At 68.2% G+C, this 15,399-nt stretch carries 16 protein-coding genes; 6 read left to right on the forward strand and 10 right to left on the reverse strand.

What is annotated here, in order from left to right; genetic code table 11:
- Window positions 1-93: 93 nt before the first annotated feature.
- Window positions 94-984 (reverse strand): c-type cytochrome, encoded by an 891-nt coding sequence (locus DFR31_RS00090; protein ID WP_121440641.1) that lies wholly within the window; start codon window positions 982-984, stop codon window positions 94-96.
- A 9-nt stretch (window positions 985-993) separates the two neighbouring features.
- Window positions 994-1,461, reverse strand: coding sequence for a c-type cytochrome (locus DFR31_RS00095; RefSeq protein WP_170153545.1), 468 nt, complete (start codon window positions 1,459-1,461; stop codon window positions 994-996).
- A 217-nt stretch (window positions 1,462-1,678) separates the two neighbouring features.
- Here DFR31_RS00095 and DFR31_RS00100 point away from each other — a divergent pair, with 217 nt between their 5' ends.
- Together DFR31_RS00100 and DFR31_RS00105 are read left to right on the forward strand one after the other, a co-directional pair.
- A complete protein-coding gene (locus DFR31_RS00100) occupies window positions 1,679-2,326 on the forward strand; it encodes a hypothetical protein (protein ID WP_121440642.1) in 648 nt (215 codons plus the stop codon).
- A gap of 117 nt (window positions 2,327-2,443) precedes the next feature.
- Window positions 2,444-2,914 carry a DUF2721 domain-containing protein gene (locus DFR31_RS00105; protein ID WP_342767637.1) on the forward strand — a complete coding sequence of 157 codons (471 nt, stop codon included), beginning with the start codon at window positions 2,444-2,446 and terminating at the stop codon, window positions 2,912-2,914.
- 37 nt (window positions 2,915-2,951) lie between these two features.
- Here the strand turns inward: DFR31_RS00105 and DFR31_RS00110 are convergent, their stop codons facing one another.
- Genes DFR31_RS00110 through DFR31_RS00135 form a run of 6 tightly spaced genes read right to left on the reverse strand, consistent with a single transcriptional unit; the run spans window position 2,952 to window position 8,079 of the window.
- Window positions 2,952-4,238 (reverse strand): HlyC/CorC family transporter, encoded by a 1,287-nt coding sequence (locus tag DFR31_RS00110; RefSeq protein ID WP_121440643.1) that lies wholly within the window; start codon window positions 4,236-4,238, stop codon window positions 2,952-2,954.
- Window positions 4,239-4,241: 3 nt separating this feature from the next.
- Window positions 4,242-4,700: a cupin domain-containing protein gene (locus DFR31_RS00115; protein ID WP_121440644.1), complete on the reverse strand. Its 459-nt coding sequence runs from the start codon at window positions 4,698-4,700 to the stop codon at window positions 4,242-4,244.
- 1 nt (window position 4,701) lies between these two features.
- The gene (locus tag DFR31_RS00120) at window positions 4,702-5,799 is read right to left on the reverse strand and encodes a RuBisCO large subunit C-terminal-like domain-containing protein (protein ID WP_121440645.1); all 1,098 of its coding nucleotides are present in this window, start codon (window positions 5,797-5,799) and stop codon (window positions 4,702-4,704) included.
- Window positions 5,796-6,695 carry a DMT family transporter gene (locus DFR31_RS00125; protein ID WP_121440646.1) on the reverse strand — a complete coding sequence of 300 codons (900 nt, stop codon included), beginning with the start codon at window positions 6,693-6,695 and terminating at the stop codon, window positions 5,796-5,798. The genes DFR31_RS00120 and DFR31_RS00125 overlap by 4 nt, the downstream gene beginning before the upstream one ends.
- On the reverse strand, window positions 6,692-7,780 hold the full coding sequence (locus tag DFR31_RS00130) for a GGDEF domain-containing protein (RefSeq protein ID WP_121440647.1): 1,089 nt from the start codon (window positions 7,778-7,780) through the stop codon (window positions 6,692-6,694). Before DFR31_RS00130 ends, DFR31_RS00125 begins: the two co-directional genes overlap by 4 nt.
- Before the next feature lie 2 nt (window positions 7,781-7,782).
- Window positions 7,783-8,079, reverse strand: a complete 297-nt coding sequence (locus DFR31_RS00135; protein ID WP_121440648.1) for a hypothetical protein — start codon at window positions 8,077-8,079, stop codon at window positions 7,783-7,785.
- Between the two features lie 94 nt (window positions 8,080-8,173).
- Here DFR31_RS00135 and rraA point away from each other — a divergent pair, with 94 nt between their 5' ends.
- The 3 genes from rraA to DFR31_RS00150 all read left to right on the forward strand — a co-directional run bounded on the left by rraA (window position 8,174) and on the right by DFR31_RS00150 (window position 9,490).
- Complete coding sequence (gene rraA / locus DFR31_RS00140) at window positions 8,174-8,659, forward strand: ribonuclease E activity regulator RraA (RefSeq protein WP_121440649.1); 486 nt, start codon at window positions 8,174-8,176, stop codon at window positions 8,657-8,659.
- A 25-nt stretch (window positions 8,660-8,684) separates the two neighbouring features.
- Window positions 8,685-9,095 carry an RNA-binding S4 domain-containing protein gene (locus DFR31_RS00145; protein WP_121440650.1) on the forward strand — a complete coding sequence of 137 codons (411 nt, stop codon included), beginning with the start codon at window positions 8,685-8,687 and terminating at the stop codon, window positions 9,093-9,095.
- Window positions 9,096-9,178: 83 nt separating this feature from the next.
- On the forward strand, window positions 9,179-9,490 hold the full coding sequence (locus tag DFR31_RS00150; protein ID WP_245971047.1) for a hypothetical protein: 312 nt from the start codon (window positions 9,179-9,181) through the stop codon (window positions 9,488-9,490).
- Window positions 9,491-9,514: 24 nt separating this feature from the next.
- On the opposite strand, the gene DFR31_RS00155 is transcribed toward DFR31_RS00150, so the two are convergent.
- Both DFR31_RS00155 and DFR31_RS00160 read right to left on the reverse strand, forming a co-directional pair.
- Window positions 9,515-12,592, reverse strand: a complete 3,078-nt coding sequence (locus tag DFR31_RS00155; RefSeq protein ID WP_121440652.1) for an error-prone DNA polymerase — start codon at window positions 12,590-12,592, stop codon at window positions 9,515-9,517.
- Between the two features lie 99 nt (window positions 12,593-12,691).
- Window positions 12,692-13,918, reverse strand: coding sequence for a multidrug effflux MFS transporter (locus tag DFR31_RS00160; RefSeq protein ID WP_121440653.1), 1,227 nt, complete (start codon window positions 13,916-13,918; stop codon window positions 12,692-12,694).
- Between the two features lie 83 nt (window positions 13,919-14,001).
- Here DFR31_RS00160 and DFR31_RS00165 point away from each other — a divergent pair, with 83 nt between their 5' ends.
- Window positions 14,002-15,291 carry a putative PEP-binding protein gene (locus tag DFR31_RS00165; RefSeq protein ID WP_147436910.1) on the forward strand — a complete coding sequence of 430 codons (1,290 nt, stop codon included), beginning with the start codon at window positions 14,002-14,004 and terminating at the stop codon, window positions 15,289-15,291.
- Window positions 15,292-15,399 lie beyond the last annotated feature (108 nt).

The raw sequence follows: 15,399 nt of genomic DNA on the forward strand, positions 1-15,399 counted from the left end.
TTCAGTATTGACCCGCAGTTGGCGATGTACAGGATGGAAGGTGCGGTCCTTTGACGCAGATCAATTCCGTGGCCCGATCCATTCGTTCTGAGCTCATTCCACCCTGTGTTCGATGGGGTCCAGGGAGAGGATGTAGTGCGCGATGGCCTGGCGGTCGTCGTTGGTGAGGTGGCTGCTGGACTCATCTACGAACTCGCCCATCAGGCCGCCGGCAAAGTCGCCCCCCGGCGTCATGCCAAACTCCAGGTAGCGGGTGAGGTGGCGCTCGCTCCACCGGCCGATGCCGGTCTCCCGGTCCGGGGTGATGTTGGGCGCGGTCTCGCCCTCCGGGCCGTCGGCGGCGCCGGCAAGCCAGAGGCTGCGGTCCAGCCCCCCGGTCAGGTTGCGCGGGGTGTGGCATTCGGCGCAATGGCTGAGGGCGTTGACCAGGTAGGCGCCGCGGTTCCAGGTGTCGGAGCGCTCCGGGTCGGGCTCGAACGGCCCCGGCTCGAAGTTCAGCCACTTCCAGCCCATCAGTGGCGTGCGCCAGCGGACGAACCAGTACAGCTCGTGGGACCGATTGGGTTTGCTCACAGGCTCCAGGGATTGCAGGTAGGCCCAGAGGTCCTCCAGGTCCTGGCGTTTCATCTGCGTGTAGCTGGTGTAGGGGAAGACCGGGTAATAGTGGCGGCCGTCGGGGGCGCGGCCCTCGGTCATGGCGGCGATGAAGTCGTCTAGCGTCCAGTCGCCCAGGCCGTGCTCCGGGTCCGGGGTGATGTTGGGCCCGTAGAAGGTGCCGAACGGGGTCTCCAGCGCGCGGCCACCGGCCAGCAGCTCGGCATCGTCGTCCCGCGGCGTGTGGCAGGAGACACAGCCGCCGGCGCGCATGACGTACTCGCCGCGGCTGACGGGGTCGTCGCCCGGCGTCTCCGCGGCCGCCGGGGTGGCAGCCGCGGCCAGCAGGGCCACGGCTACCGCCGTCAGCTTGCTGCGCCGGCCCGCCACGGTGCCCCCTTAACGGCGGAAGTCGTCGTGGCAGGCGCGGCAGGACTGCCCCATGTCGCGGAAGGCGGCAACGATTTCCTGTTCGGAGCCACCATCACGCACCACGGCGTAAAAGGCCTCAGCGGCCTCCTGCGTATCCGCGGCCCGGTTTTCGAAGGTCTCGCGGTCCGTCCAGACCGCCTCCCGAGCATCGTGGTCACCTACGTCGGTACCCTCCGGGAAGAGTGCCGGGATGTCGCGGGTGAACTCCGCGAGAATGCGGGCGTGCTTCTCCAGGTTTTCTCGGAAGTCCACACCGTCCATCAGGATTGCGGCCGAGGCGGCGGTGTTGCCACCCAACGAACTCATGACGCCCTGGCGGTAATCCACGATGGCCTCCGGGTCGGCCGAGGCGGCGGGGAAAGCCAGCGCACTACCGAGAACCAGTGCAAGGCATCCGTTACGGAAGTGAATTTTCATGGAACTCTTGTTCTTCATGGTTTGTCCCTCTGGGTAACGACAGCGACTTGACTGGAAATATCGTCACTCTTGTACGAGTCCGCAAGCTGCAGGCCGATGAAACATGCTGTCGTGGTACTGTTTGCCCGGTCTTGCAGGCTGATTTGACATGCAGCGTTTAAAAGCTGTTAGTGTTAACACACTCAATTCACGCACGGTCCCCGGGGCCGAACAGAAATCTGGTGTTCAATTGCCCATGACTATTATCGATAAGCTGAAATCCCGCATGGCCCGCGCTGGTGCTGCCGCTGCCGTCTGCAGTGCCCTGGTGATCGGCGGTGGCGCCCTGTCCTCCGCGACCGCGCAGGAGCTCCAGCAGCCTGACCCGGGCGCCGAGGCCGGTCAGCAACAGCCCGGTGGCGAGGGCATGCAGCAGGCGCAGGAGTCCCAGATGCGGCTGCAGGAAATTCACGAGCAGTTGGGTCAGCTCCAGCAGCAGACGCTGGAGGACAACGACAGCCTGCGCCAGGAACAAGACAACCTGGAAGACATGGCCGTGACCACCATGGAGAGCATGGGCCACGACCCGCAGAGCAACATCGACCGGCTGGAAGAGCTGCGCGATCAGCTGGAAGCCGCCGAGGGTGACCCGGAGCAGCAGCAGAGCCTGTTCGAAGAGTTCCAGGAAGAGCGCATGGCCCTGGAAGAGGCCCAGCGTGATGCCATGGAGGACGAGGCCTTCATGGAGGCGCAGCAGGAGTTCCAGGACAACCTGCTCTCCGCCATGCGTGATGATCATCCGGAGACCGACGACCTGATCGCCGAGTTCGAGGAGATCCAGCAGGAAATGATGCAGATGCAGCAGCAGGGTGGTGGTATGCAAGGTGGCGGCGGCATGCAGTAATTGCAGCCACGGCGCCCGCATCGGCCCTGATGCGGCATTGCAGACCGGCCGGCGCCCTGAGTGGGGCGCCGGCCTTTTTTGATGTGGGCATTGGCATCCGTGCACGGTCAGGCGAGAATGGGCGGCCACGCCCTGGAGATGCTCGACCGGATGTTCAACCCCGAAAACCTACAGACATCGGACCTGGCGCTGTCGACGCCAGCCCTACTTTTTCCGGCAATTTCGCTGCTGTTGCTGGCCTATACCAATCGGTTTCTCGCCCTGGCGTCGCTGATCCGCGACCTCCAGGCGCGCTACCGCGACTCCCACGACGCCCGACTCAAGGGGCAGCTCGACAACCTGCGCCAGCGGGTACAGCTGATCCGTAACATGCAGGTGGCCGGGGTGGGCAGCCTGTTCTTCTGCACGTTCTGCATGCTCGCGCTGTTCGCCGGCTGGGTCCTGCTGGCCCAGGGGGTCTTTGTCGTCAGCCTGCTGCTGATGATGCTCTCGCTGGCGTTGTCGCTGCGGGAGCTGCAGATCTCGGTCGGCGCACTGAACCTGCAGTTGAGCGATATCGAGGATCAGCGCAAGCGCGAACAGGGTTGACCGGGCCGACAGGCGCGGGGGCCATAAACGCGATGCCTCAGGGGTGGCGTCGCGGTTGACGGCGGCGCCGGTGGTGGGGCTGCACCCGGACCATCTTCACCCGGTTGTCCTGGGTCTGCAGGATGGTCACCGGCCAGCCCTGGATCAGCAGGCTGGTACCCGCCTCGGGGATGGACTCCAGGTGCTCCAGGATCAACCCGTTGAGGGTGCGCGGGCCATCCAGCGGCAGGCTCCACTTGAGCACCCGGTTGAGTTCCCGCACCGTGGTGTGGCCCTCCACCATCCAGCTGCCGTCCTCCTCCTGGTGCATGTTGGACAGCACTGAGCCGGGGTCGGTGGTGAACTCGCCGACGATTTCCTCAAGGATGTCATCAAGCGCGGCCAGCCCCATGATGTCACCGTACTCGTCCACCACCAGGCCCACGCGCTCGCGCCGGCGCTGAAAGTTCAGCAGTTGCTGGTGCAAACCGGTGCCCTCCGGGATGAAGTAGGGCTCCTCGATGCGCTTTTCCAGGTCCGCCTGCCGGAAATTACCGCGCATCAGGTCGGAGAGCAGCTGGCGGACGTGGATCATGCCCACCAGGTTGTCGATAGCGCCACGGTACACCGGCAGGCGGGTGTACTGGCTGTTGATCAGCATGTCCACGGTCTGCCCCCAGGAGTCGTCCAGGTCGAGCCCGACGATCTCGTTACGGGGCACCATGATGTCCTCCACCGTTGCGTACTCCAGGTCGAGGATGCCCAGGAGCATTTTCTGGTGCCGCCGGGGGATAAGGTTGCCGGCCTCGTTCACTACGGTGCGCAGCTCTTCGCGGCTGAGACTGTCCTCGCTCGCATCCGCAACGTTCACCCGGACCAGCCGCAACAGGCCGTTGGCCACGGTGTTGACCATCCAGACCACCGGGTAGCTGACCAGCAGCAGCGGGGTGAGGGCGTAGGCGGCCGGAAAGGCGACCCGCTCGGGGTTGACCGCGGCCAGCGTCTTTGGCGTGACCTCGGAGAAGATGAGGATGGTGATCGTGAGCAGCAACGCGGCCAGGGCGATGCCCGCCTCCCCCATCAGGCGGATGGCGATCACCGTGGCCAGTGACGAGGCGGCAATGTTGACCAGGTTGTTGCCCAGCAGAATGACGCCCAGCACCCGGTCCGGGCGCTCCAGCAGCCGCTCCGCCAGCCGGGCGCCCCGGTGGCCCTGGCGGGCCAGGTGGCGCAGCCGGTAGCGGTTGACCGCCATCAGCCCGGTCTCCGAGCCGGAGAAACAGCCCGAGAGGACGATCAGCACCCCCAGGGCGATAAAGAGCGTTGAGAGGGGGACGGCTTCCACGGGTCAGGTGCGCACGCGATCGCCCACACCGGGCAGGGCGCGCAGCTCGGCCAGCTCCTGCTCGTCTGGCAGGTGGGGACGGTCGCGCTCCCGGTCGACAATGCAGAGAAAGCCCAACGGCTCGTCACCGGTGGCGTGGAACTGGTGAAAGGTCTGTGGGGCGATGTAGATGCAGTCGTGCGCCGCAATGCGGTGCAATTCCCGGCCCAGCACCAGTTCCCCCTCACCGCGCAAAATGACCACGGTGTGGGTGTGTTCGTGCCGCTCCAGTGAGGAGTACCCCCCGGGCGCGATCTCGAAGTAGCGGGTCTGGTGGTTGAGCGCGCTCTGTGTACCGTCCTCGCCCAACAGCGTCTGCCGGGTGATGCCGTGGAAGTGGCTCCCCTCGGTCTTGTACGCCTTGTGGGGGACCCCTTCCCAGCGGTAGCCGCGGGCCCGGATCACCTTCGATTGCTCCGCCATATCACTCCCGTATCGCTCGCATCAGGTCGCGGGCGGCGGCCTGGATGTCGCCCTGGGCGTACAGGCTGCCCCCGATCAGCAGGATGGTATCGGGCCCGTAGGCCCGCTTCCAGTGGCCGGCCCGTTTGATATCCACGCCGCCGCCGGGCGTGGGCCAGGCCGCGGGCAATCCCTCGAGCCCGCGGCGCAGGCCGTGGTTGATGCCCGCGCAGGTCTCGGCGGTAAAGCGGAATCGGCCGCCCACGTTGGGGTAGATAACCGCGTCGGCGCCGGCGATGCGGAAGAGCTCACCCAGCAGCAGCTCCGGGCTGATGCCATGCTGCGGCAGGAACAGGCTGCCGGTCATGGCCGGGTGGGCCATCAGGGCGAGGCCGTACTCGTCCCGCGCCCAGCGCAGGCTCTCCAGCCCGGTCAGCCAGGGGCTGATCAGCACCATTCGGCAGCCGGCATCCCGGGCCGCGGCCAGTCGCTGCCCCAGCAGGCCGGGGGCAGCGGTGACATTGGGCAGGTAAAGGCTGCGGCCGCCGGTCTCGCGGTTGGCCTGTTCGACCGCAGCCTGGCAGGCGGCCAACCGGTTGACGAAGGGGGCATCCGGTTGGTCGGCCAGGCCGTGGTCGTCCTTGATCAGGTCCACGCCGCCGCGGGCGAAGGCGTCGCAGCGTTCGGCCAGGGCCTGCGGGGAGAGCCCCATGGGTTTGAGGGCGGCGCAAAGCAGCGGCCGGTCATGAACGCCCAGCTGCTCGCGCAACCCCGGCACGCCGAGCGCCGGGCCGCCCCATTGCTGCAGCAGGCTGCGGGGCCAGTCCACGTGCACCAGGCGGATGCCGCTCTGGAGGGAGATGTTGCCGAACAGCAGGTTCAGGCACTGGGTCAGCTCCCGGCCCAGGGCGGCAACCGGGTAGTCGATCACCAGGCTCCAGTGGTCGGCGCGGGGCTCCAGGCTGCGAATGCGGCCCACCATCCGGTGCGCGATGTCTGGCGGCAGGCAGTCGGCGGGCATCTCCACGGTCTGCTCCAGGGCGATGCCGCGGGCCTTGCCCTCCGGGGACTCGTCCTCGGTCAGGTAGAGCTGGTAGGTGGCACTGATGACCTCGCTCACGGACGCTCCTCCACGGGTTTGGGGCCGGCAGCGGCTGGCGCCGGGCGCGGGCGCAGCAGGTTAAGCAGGCCGGCGCCGATCACCAGGGCCATGCCCAGCAGGGTCAGCGGGCCCAGCACCTCGCCCCAGATCCACCACCCGTACAGCGAGCCGAAGACCACGGAGACGTAGGTGAACGGGCCCAGCCGCCCAGAGGGGGCCATCGCGAAGGCCCGGGTGAGCAGCAGCTGGGCGCTGGTGGCGCAGGCACCCAGCACCAGCAGCAGGAGCAGCGCCTGTGCCGAAGGGGTCTGCCAGACCCAGGGCAGGGGCAGCGCGGAGACCAGGGTGGCCACCACCCCGAACCAGAACACCACCCGGCGGCTGGACTCCTGCGGCCCCATGCGCCGGATGGTCACCTTGGCGAGCGCGGCCAGGGCGGCACCGGCGAGGCCGACGGCACCCACCTGCAACGGGGCGGCCTGCATGGCGCCGTTGGGCTGCAGAATGAAGAACACCCCGACGAACCCGATGGCGATGGCCAGCACCGCGCGACCGGAGAGGCTCTCCCGCAGCCACAGCCACGCGATCAGCGGCAGGAAGAAGGGGGCGGTCAGTTTGACCAGCAGCGCCTCTGCCAGCGGCATGTGGGCGATGGTCCAGAAAAAGCAGTACATGGCGCCCACGCCCGCCAGGCCCCGCAGCAAGTGGAGGTGGGGCACGCGGGTGGCCAGCCCCTGAAGGCCCCCCTGCACCAGCAAGGGCAGCAGCAGGACCAGGCCGAAGAGGTTGCGGAAGAAGACCAGCATCTCGCTGGGCAACTCCGCCGAGGCCGCCTTGATGGTAGCGGCCATGGTGGCCAGGAGCAGCTCCGCGATGACGATGAGGATGGCGCCGCGCCGCAGGGAATCACTCATGAGTCGGGGGAGAGCGGGACTTTCTCGGCCAGGGCGCAGGTGTTGCCGCCGTTGTGCTTGGCGAGTTGCAGGGCGCCATCGACCGCCGCGAGCAGCTCCTCGGTGGTATCGGCGTGCTCCGGGTAGCCGGCCACTCCGATGGAGACGGTCATGGCGGGCAGGTGCAGCCCGCGCAGGTGCACGCGGACCCCGGCCAGGTCGCGGCGCAGGTCCCTGGCCCGCTGCATGGTGTCGCCAATGGAGGCATCGGGTAGCACGAGCAGGAAACGCTGACCCGAGGCACGGGCGCAGATGTCGGACCCGCGGAAGTTGTTCTGCAGCAGGTCGCTCATGGCTTGCAGCATGCGGTCGCCGGCGTTCTGGCCGTGGCGCTCGTTGAAGGCCTCGAACTTGTCCAGGTCGATCAGCACCACGGACAGGGGGAGCTGGTGGCGTTGGGCCCGGCTCAGCTCCCGGTCCAGGGTGTCCTCGGCGTAGCGGCGGTTGAACAGGCCAGTAAGGGGGTCGCGGATATTGCGGTGCCGCAGCCGGTAGCGCAGCGTGTGGGTGGCCAGCGCCAGCCCGGCCGCCGAGACCAGCAGGTGCAGCGTGAGGTGCTCATGGTCGCGCAGGGGGCGGCCGGCGGCCAGCGGGCGCAGCTCGATACGCCCCAGGTAGAGGCCCTGGGCCTCGATGTTCAGCTGCTGCCGGGCCGGGTCCTGGTCGTGCTCGAAATGCAGATCGGCCGGGTCCGCCAGCACCTCGGCCCCGCGCCAGGCCGCCGCGGCGCGTGGGGCCGGCTCCACCCCGGCCTGGTCGACGAAGATCGCACCGGTGGTGTCCGGCAGCAGTTCAGCGGCGCAGCGGGCCAGCAGCTGGGCGGCGTCGCCCTGGCTCAGGCTCTCGGTCAGGCTCGCCAGCAGGGCCTGCATGGCCTCCAGCGTGTGGCGCTGTTCGGGGTCGGGTGCCGAGGGGATGGCATCGCCGGAGAGCCCGGACAGGTGCCGTTCCAGGCTGGCCTGCTCATCGTCCAGCCGGTGCAGCAACTGGCGCTGCGCCAGGAGTGCCTGGTGGATGGCCTCGAGCTTGCTGTGATTGTCGGTCATGGCTATCGGGTGTCGTTGTCCGGGGAGTGGCGGTCGCGTTCGTTCGGGGTCTCAGCCCGTTCGGGCGCACGGCCTCCGAGCAGGCGCACCAGCCGTTCACCGGCCTCCGGGTGATGGCGGGCAAGCCGTGCCAGCGCAAAAATAGGCGAACCAATGGCGAATACGGCAAGCAGTATGAAGCCCACCAGTTTAAGCCATGGCGGGAACAGGGGCCATAACCAGTTGATCGTGGCGTACAGCAGAATCACGTAGGCCACTGTGAAGAGAGCAGCCAGGATGACGGCGGTCAGCGTGCGCATAATGCTCCGGTGGTTCCCAGCCGGTGGGGGAGGTGATGCATAATGAGGGTTTCACCGAACACCTTTACCGATAAGAATACGCCAGGAGAGCTGAATGAGCTTCCAGACGACTGATCTCTGCGACGACTTTGCCGACGAGCTGCGCGTGATGAACCCGATGTTCCGCAACTTCGGCGGGCGGGTGAGCTTCCACGGGCCGGTCACTACCGTGAAGCTATTCGAGGACAACTCGCTGGTCCGCGAGACCCTGGGTGAGCCGGGTGAGGGCCGGGTGCTGGTGGTGGACGGTGGCGGTTCCATGCGCTGCGCGCTGCTCGGCGACAACCTGGCGGCCATGGGGGAGAAGAACGGCTGGGCCGGCATCGTGGTTTACGGCTGCGTTCGGGACAGCCAGGAGCTGGCGCAGATCAATCTGGGTGTGAAGGCGTTGAACGTCCACCCGCTGAAGAGCGTCAAGAAGGGCATTGGCGAGCGGGACGTCACTGTGACCTTCGGTGGGATCACCATTCAAGCTGGTGATTGGCTGTACGCCGACGAGGACGGCATCGTGGTCTCGCGCAATAGCCTGGTCCAGGGTTGAGGCGGCAGGCCCGCTTTACGGCGTGATGGCGAAGCAGAACGAATCGCAACCCGCGAAAGTCCGGCTCGACCGCTGGCTGTGGGCGGCGCGTTTTTTCAAGACGCGCCGTCTGTCGGTGGAGGCCATCAAGGGCGGCAAGGTCGAGGTGGATGGCGTGCCCGCCAAGCCGGCGCGCGACGTGAGCCCCGGGCAGCGGGTGAAGGTGCGCAAGGGCGCGTTCACCTTCGAGGTGGTGGTCCGCGACGTGGCCAACCAGCGGGGGCCGGCCAAGGTGGCTGAGCAACTCTACGAGGAGACGCCGGAGAGTGTGGCGGCCCGTGAGAAGGTGCGGGAACAGCAGCGGATGAACGCCGCCTTCGTGCCCCGCCCGGATCATCGGCCGGACAAGCGCAGCCGGCGGGAACTGGCCCGGGTCAAGCGGGGTGGCGGCACCTGAGGGGGGCGGCGGAGGTGTGTCCCCGGCCGGGGCCTGCTAGAATGCCGGCCCCGTTTCCCAGCCACTTCACGGTTCCAGTCGAAATGTCCGATCAGTTGCCACCCGATGCCAGTCTCTATGATGTTGCCGCCGCCAACGTGGTGGACAGGGGCAACGAGCTGCTGGAGCAGCATGAGGATGGCGATGCGTGGGAGGTGGCCTCCGGCATGCTGGCCGGGGCAATCCACTACTGGCTTTACTCCCGCCAGCCCTGCGGGGACCCGGGCTGCGCCGATTGCGCCGATCTCAGCTCCGCCGAGGAGCGGCTGCGCGCTCTGCTCGAAGAGGTGCAGGAGTCGGCCCGCACCAGCGATTACTACCACTCCCCGCACGATCACAACGTGGGCAACGCCTGACGTCCCCGGGGTGGTTGTCCGGTATTAGTGAAAGTCCCGCGAGCGCACGTCCAGCTCTCCCAGCCAGTCGCTCCAGTCCTCCAGCCGCCCGGCTACCAGGTGGGTCACCAAACCCTTTCGCTCCCAGACGCCGCTGACCATCAGCAGCCGCGCCCCCAGCAGGGCGAGGCGCTGGGCCTCGGCGGTGGCCTTCCAGACCACCAGGTTGATCTGCCCGGTCTCGTCCTCCAGGGTCAGGAAGGTGACACCGCCGGCGGAGCCGGGGCGTTGGCGGTTGATGACCAGGCCGGCGGTGCGCACCAGGCGGCCGTGGTCGGTGGTGGCCAGGTCGGCGGCGGTGAGTAGTCGGTGCCGCTGTAACCGGGGGCGGAGCAGGGCGAGGGGGTGGCGGCCCAGGGTGAAGCCCAGGCGGGCATAGTCGGCCACCAGGTCCTCGCCCTCGGCGGGGGCCTCCAGCGCCGGGGCCGTCTCTTCCACCCGCAGGTCGTCGAATACCGGTAACCCGGCCTCCGCCCCCAGCACCTGCCACCAGGCGGCGCGCCGGTGGCCGGCCAGGCCGTGCAGGGCCCCGGCGTGGGCCAGGGTCTCCAGGTCGCGCCGCTGCAGGGCGGCGCGGCGGGCCATCTCCTGGACATCACGAAAGGGGCGACGGCCTCGGGCGGCAATCAGCCTGTCGGCTGCCTGGCGGTTGAGACCGCGTACCAGCCGTAGGCCCAGGCGCAGGGCCGGCTCGCCATCGCTGCGGTGCTCCAGGGTGCAGTCCCAGTCGCTGTGGCCCGTGTCCACCGGGCGGATCTCCACCCCGTGCCGTTCGGCATCCCGCAGCAGTTGCGCCGGGGCGTAGAAGCCCATGGGCTGGCTGTTGAGCAGGGCACAGGTGAAGATGGCCGGCTCGTGGTGCTTGAGCCAGGCGGAGACGTAGACCAGCAGGGCGAAGCTCGCGGCGTGGGACTCCGGGAAGCCGTACTCGCCGAAGCCCTGGATCTGCCGGAAAATGCGCTCGGCGAAGTCCTCGCTGTAACCGTTTTGGCGCATGCCCTTGAGCAGCTTGTCCCGGAACGGCCCCAGCCCCCCTTTGCGCTTCCACGCCGCCATGGCCCGGCGCAGCGCGTCCGCCTCGCCGGGGGTGAAGCCGGCTGCCACCACCGCCAGTTGCATCACCTGTTCCTGGAAGATGGGTACGCCCAGGGTGCGCCCCAACACCCCGCGCACGGCTTCGCTGGGGTAGTCCTCCGGCTCCAGCCCCTCGCGCCGGCGCAGGTAGGGGTGGACCATGTCCCCCTGGATAGGGCCGGGGCGAACAATGGCCACTTCGATGACCAGGTCGTAGAAGGTGCGCGGTTGCAGCCGGGGCAGCATGGCCATCTGGGCGCGGGACTCGATCTGAAAGACGCCCATGGTGTCGGCGTGGCTGATCATGCGGTAGACGGCCGGGTCTTCCGGGGGCACGTCGGCCAGGGTGAGCCGGCGGCCCCGGAAGTCGGCCAGCAGGTCGAGGGCGCGGCGGATGCAACTGAGCATGCCCAGGGCGAGCACGTCCACCTTGAGCAGGCCCAGGGCCTCCAGGTCGTCCTTGTCCCACTGGATGATGGTGCGGCCGGCCATGGCGGCGTTCTCGGTGGGCACCAGTTCGCTGATGGGGCCTTCGGAGATGACAAAGCCGCCCACGTGCTGGGAGAGGTGGCGGGGCAGGCCCAGCAGTTGCCCGGCGAGGGCCACGGTGCGGGCCAGGCGCGGGTCGTCGGGGTCCAGGCCCGCATCGCGCAGGCGCGCCGGGTCGATGTGCTTGCCGTCCCACCACTGGATGCTGCCGGCGAGCCGGTCGATGGTCTCGCCCTCCAGGCCCAGGGCGCGGCCGGCGTCGCGCAGGGCGCTGCGGGGGCGGTAGCGGATCACGGTGGCGGCCAGGGCGGCCCGGTGGCGGCCATATTTGCGGTAGATGTACTGGATGACCTCCTCGCGCCGCTCGTGTTCGAAGTCCACGTCGATGTCCGGCGGCTCGCCCCGCTCCTTGGAGATGAAGCGCTCGAAGAGCAGCGACTGGCGGGCCGGGTCCACCGCCGTGATCCCCAGGCAGTAGCAGACCGCCGAGTTGGCCGACGAGCCCCGGCCCTGGCAGAGGATGCCCCGGCGCCGGGCGAAGGCCACGACGTCATGCACGGTGAGAAAGAAGGGCTCGTAGCCCATCTCGGCGATCAGGGCCAGTTCATGGTCCACCTGGCGGGCGACCTTTTCCGGCATGCCCTGGGGCCAGTGGCGGCGCGCTCCTTCCAGGGTGAGCCGGCGCAGGTGGCTGGCCGGGGTCTCGCCGACGGGGACCAGTTCGGCGGGGTATTCATAGCGCAGTTCATCCAGGCTGAAATGGCACTGTTCGGCCAGGGTCACGGTGCGTTGCAGCAGTTCCGGGGGGTAGAGCCGGGCCAGGCTGTGCCGGGGGCGCAGGTGGCGCTCGCCGCTGCACTGCAAGGCGGCGCCCATTTCGGTGAGGGGCCGGCGATGACGCAGGGCGCTGAGGGTATCCTGCAGGGCGCGGCGGCTGCGCTGGTGCATCAACGCCCCGCCGGCGGCCACCGGCGGCAGGCCAAAGCGTTCGGCCAGGGCCAGCAACCGCTGCAGGCGGGCCTCGTCGTCGGGGCCGTGGTGCAGGGCCACGGCCAGGTGGCCGCGGTCGCCGAAGTGGTGGGCGAACCAGCGGCCGTGGTCGGGGTCGTGGGGTGTGTCGTCGGGCACCCACAGGGCCAGGCAGTGGGGCAGGCCCCCCTCCAGTTGCTCCCGTTCCAGGCGGTAGTTTCCCTTGTCCGCCTGGCTCCGCCCCAGGCTAATCAGCGCGCAGAGTTCGGCCCAGGCCTGGCGGCAGGGGGCCAACAGCACCAGCAGTGGTCCGTTGTGGACGCGGATCTCGCTGCCGTGGATGAGGTGCAACCCCGCTTCTTTGGCTGCCTGGTGGGCGCGCACGGCCCCAGCCACCGAGCACTCGTCGGTGAGGGCTAGGGCGCGGTAGCCCAGATCGGCCGCCCGGTGCACCAGCTCGGCGGGCTGGGAGGCGCCGCGCAGGAAGCTGAAGCAGGAGAGGCAGTGGAGTTCGGCGTAGTCGAGGGGCATCCGGGGCTAATGCTGTATAGATATACAGCTATTGTCGGTGCTTGTTGAGGCAGGGGCAAGGGGCCCCTCAACCCGCCGTGGGCATAGATCCCGCCATCGCTAAACCGGCCCGGACGAGCGGGCGGCTGCCTCAGCCTCTTCTTCGGCCGCGTGTCTGCAGACGGCCCGCGGGGCACCGTTGGCTAACAGCAGTGCGCCCAGCGAGCAGACCGCCATGATCAGCACGATGGGCAGCAGGGCCTCGCCGGCCACCCGGGTGGACAGCGCGCTGATGAGCCCGGCCACGGTGAACTGGGTGGCACCCAGCAGCGCGGCGGCGGTGCCCCCCAGGTTGGGGAAGTGATCCAGCGCGCCGGCCAGACTGTTGGGGACGATGGCCCCCATGCACCCGGCCACTGCCACCAGACAGGCCGCCACCGCCCAGACCGGCGCGTCCAGCACCACCAGCAGGACCAGCAGGGCGAGCGCCCCGTGCTGGGCCCGGACCGCGGTACGCATGATCTGAACCGCCGGGAAGTGGAAAAGCAGCCGCCGGTTCAACAGGTTCAGGCAGGCCATCGCCGCCACGTTGGCCGCGAACAGCGCCGAGAAGGCCGCGTTGGAGAGCCCGAGCGCGCCCTGGTAGATGAACGAGGCGTGGGTGATGAATACCAGCATGGCGCTGAAGGCCAGCGTCTGCAGCAGGATGAAGCGCATGGACAACCGATGCCGCAGGACCAGCCGATAGTTGGTCAGCAGTGTGCGTACCGGCGTCTGTTGCGGCGTGCGGGCGGGGATGCGCCGGAACAGTCCGAAGTGCAGCACGACCGCAAGCAGCAGGGCGTACCCGCTCAGGGCCTGGTAGATGGCCGGCCAGTCGCTCACCACCAGCAGTGCACTGCCCAGGGCGGGGGCCGATGCCGGCGCAATGAACATCACCAGGCCGATCATCCCGAACAGGCGGGCCGCTTCGTTACCGCGGCACTGATCGCGCACGATCGCCGGTACCGACACCGCGCAGAAGGCGCCGCCGATGCCCTGCACGATCCGCCAGCCGAGCATCTCGTTCAGGCTCCCCGCCAGCGCTACCATGAACGAGGCGGCGGCAAAGACCGCCAGCCCCAAGAGCAGGATGCGCTGACGGCCGTAGCGGTCGGAGAGCGGCCCGCCCACCAGTTGCGCCAGGCCCAGGGTGAAGACGTAGGCACTGAGCGTCAGTCCCACGTCTGCCTTGCTGACCCCCAGGTCGTCCGAAATGCTGGGGAATGCCGGCAGGTAGGCATCCAGGGCCAGCGGGCCCAGGGCCACTGTCATGCCGAGCAGGACTGCAAGCTGGAAGTGGGGCATTCCGCGGACTCCTCGAGTGCCGGTGGCGCGCGGGTGACTTACCCGTCGGGCCGCTTTACACTGACCTTATGGTCATTCAGGGCATGCCGTTTGTGCCGGGCGAGGCGGCCGGCCAAATCACGTACGATCCCGCCGAGGCATCGGACAGCCACATTCTCGTGCTGCCTTATGCCGACACCTTTTCCCTGGAGCAAATCCCGGCCGGCCTGGTAGTGCTGGGTGGCGCGCCGTTGGCCCACCCCCTCATCCAGCTCCAGCAACTGGGCGTGCCCACCGTCCTCCTGAACGAGGCCGAGGGAGATGCCCTTTGCGGCGGCGACTCCTTCCATCTGGATGGCACCAGCGGAGTTCTGAGCCCTGCCACCCTGCACAGCGAGGGCGTACGCGTTGCCCGGGGCGGCCGCCACGCCGGCCGAGTAAGGACGCGCGACGGGGTGCCGGTTCACCTGCGCGCTACGGTGACCGGTGAGATGGGGGCGCGGACCGCGCGGGAGGTGCAGGCGGATGCCGTGGGGCTGGTGCACAGCGAGTACCTTACCCCGGCACTGGCCCGCATGCCCGACCAGGCTTACTACGAGAAGGCGTTCGGCGCCATCTGCCAGGCGGCCGACCCGCTACCGGTCACGATCCGTCTCCTGGATATTTCGGTGGACAAGAAGCCCGCCTGGTTGGGGAACTTGTCCGGCCTGACGGGCCTCCTCGGCCTCCAAGGATCACGGCTCTATGATATACCACCGGTCAAGAACGTGGTGGAATCGCAGGCCGCCGCCCTGGCCACCCTGGCCCGCCACCACGACCTGCGGGTGGTCATCCCCTTCGTGAACAGCCCCGAGGAGTACCGCCACTGGCGCAACCGCCTGCGCCGCTGGTTGCCACCGGTCATCCCGCTGGGGCCCATGGTGGAAACGCCGGCCGCTGCCCTGTCGCTGCACCAGTTGGAAGAGGTCTCCGACTTTGTCAGCATCGGCACCAACGACCTGATGCAGTGCTTCTTCGGTGCCGACCGCGATATCCCCCAGGTAGCCGGTCACCTGGACCCCTACGCCCCGTCGCTTTACCGCCTGTTCCGGGTGGCCACCCGGGACGTGAATGTCACCCGGGTGCAGCTCTGCGGCCTGTTGCAGCAACTCCCCGGCGTACTGCCCATCCTCATCGGTCTGGGGTTCCGGCGCTTCAGTGTCAGCCCGCGCCTGGTGCCGCTGCTCTCGGAAGTGGTGACAGAAACCGACAGCCGCAAGGCCTATGAGCTGGCGCAACGGGCATGCGAGGCCCGCGACAGCCAGGCGGTTCGGCAGCTGCTCGGCTTCGGTCAGACCGGCGAGCAGCCCACCGTGCCCTGGCAGGTCGGTGGTGTGCGGTTGGGTCTTCGGTAACTCGCCCAAGGCCGGGTCTCTCAGACCTGAAAAACCGATAGGTATTTTAAATACAAAATTGGCCTTGAGGGCCTTATTCCTACAGATAACCCGGGGTTAAAACCTGTA

Origin of the sequence: Alkalispirillum mobile, from assembly GCF_003664325.1 — a bacterium.
Lineage (GTDB): Bacteria > Pseudomonadota > Gammaproteobacteria > Nitrococcales > Halorhodospiraceae > Alkalilimnicola > Alkalilimnicola mobilis.

Bases quoted from the DNA above. Each gene is read 5' to 3' on its own strand.
- DFR31_RS00095 (WP_170153545.1), bottom strand. From the start codon at position 1,461: ATGAAGAACAAGAGTTCCATGAAAATTCACTTCCGTAACGGATGCCTT.
- DFR31_RS00125 (WP_121440646.1), bottom strand. From the start codon at position 6,695: ATGAGTGATTCCCTGCGGCGCGGCGCCATCCTCATCGTCATCGCGGAG.
- DFR31_RS00100 (WP_121440642.1), top strand. From the start codon at position 1,679: ATGACTATTATCGATAAGCTGAAATCCCGCATGGCCCGCGCTGGTGCT.
- DFR31_RS00145 (WP_121440650.1), top strand. From the start codon at position 8,685: ATGGCGAAGCAGAACGAATCGCAACCCGCGAAAGTCCGGCTCGACCGC.
- DFR31_RS00165 (WP_147436910.1), top strand. From the start codon at position 14,002: ATGCCGTTTGTGCCGGGCGAGGCGGCCGGCCAAATCACGTACGATCCC.
- DFR31_RS00160 (WP_121440653.1), bottom strand. From the start codon at position 13,918: ATGCCCCACTTCCAGCTTGCAGTCCTGCTCGGCATGACAGTGGCCCTG.
- DFR31_RS00135 (WP_121440648.1), bottom strand. From the start codon at position 8,079: ATGCGCACGCTGACCGCCGTCATCCTGGCTGCTCTCTTCACAGTGGCC.
- DFR31_RS00115 (WP_121440644.1), bottom strand. From the start codon at position 4,700: ATGGCGGAGCAATCGAAGGTGATCCGGGCCCGCGGCTACCGCTGGGAA.
- DFR31_RS00105 (WP_342767637.1), top strand. From the start codon at position 2,444: ATGGGCGGCCACGCCCTGGAGATGCTCGACCGGATGTTCAACCCCGAA.
- DFR31_RS00155 (WP_121440652.1), bottom strand. From the start codon at position 12,592: ATGCCCCTCGACTACGCCGAACTCCACTGCCTCTCCTGCTTCAGCTTC.
- rraA (WP_121440649.1), top strand. From the start codon at position 8,174: ATGAGCTTCCAGACGACTGATCTCTGCGACGACTTTGCCGACGAGCTG.
- DFR31_RS00150 (WP_245971047.1), top strand. From the start codon at position 9,179: ATGTCCGATCAGTTGCCACCCGATGCCAGTCTCTATGATGTTGCCGCC.
- DFR31_RS00130 (WP_121440647.1), bottom strand. From the start codon at position 7,780: ATGACCGACAATCACAGCAAGCTCGAGGCCATCCACCAGGCACTCCTG.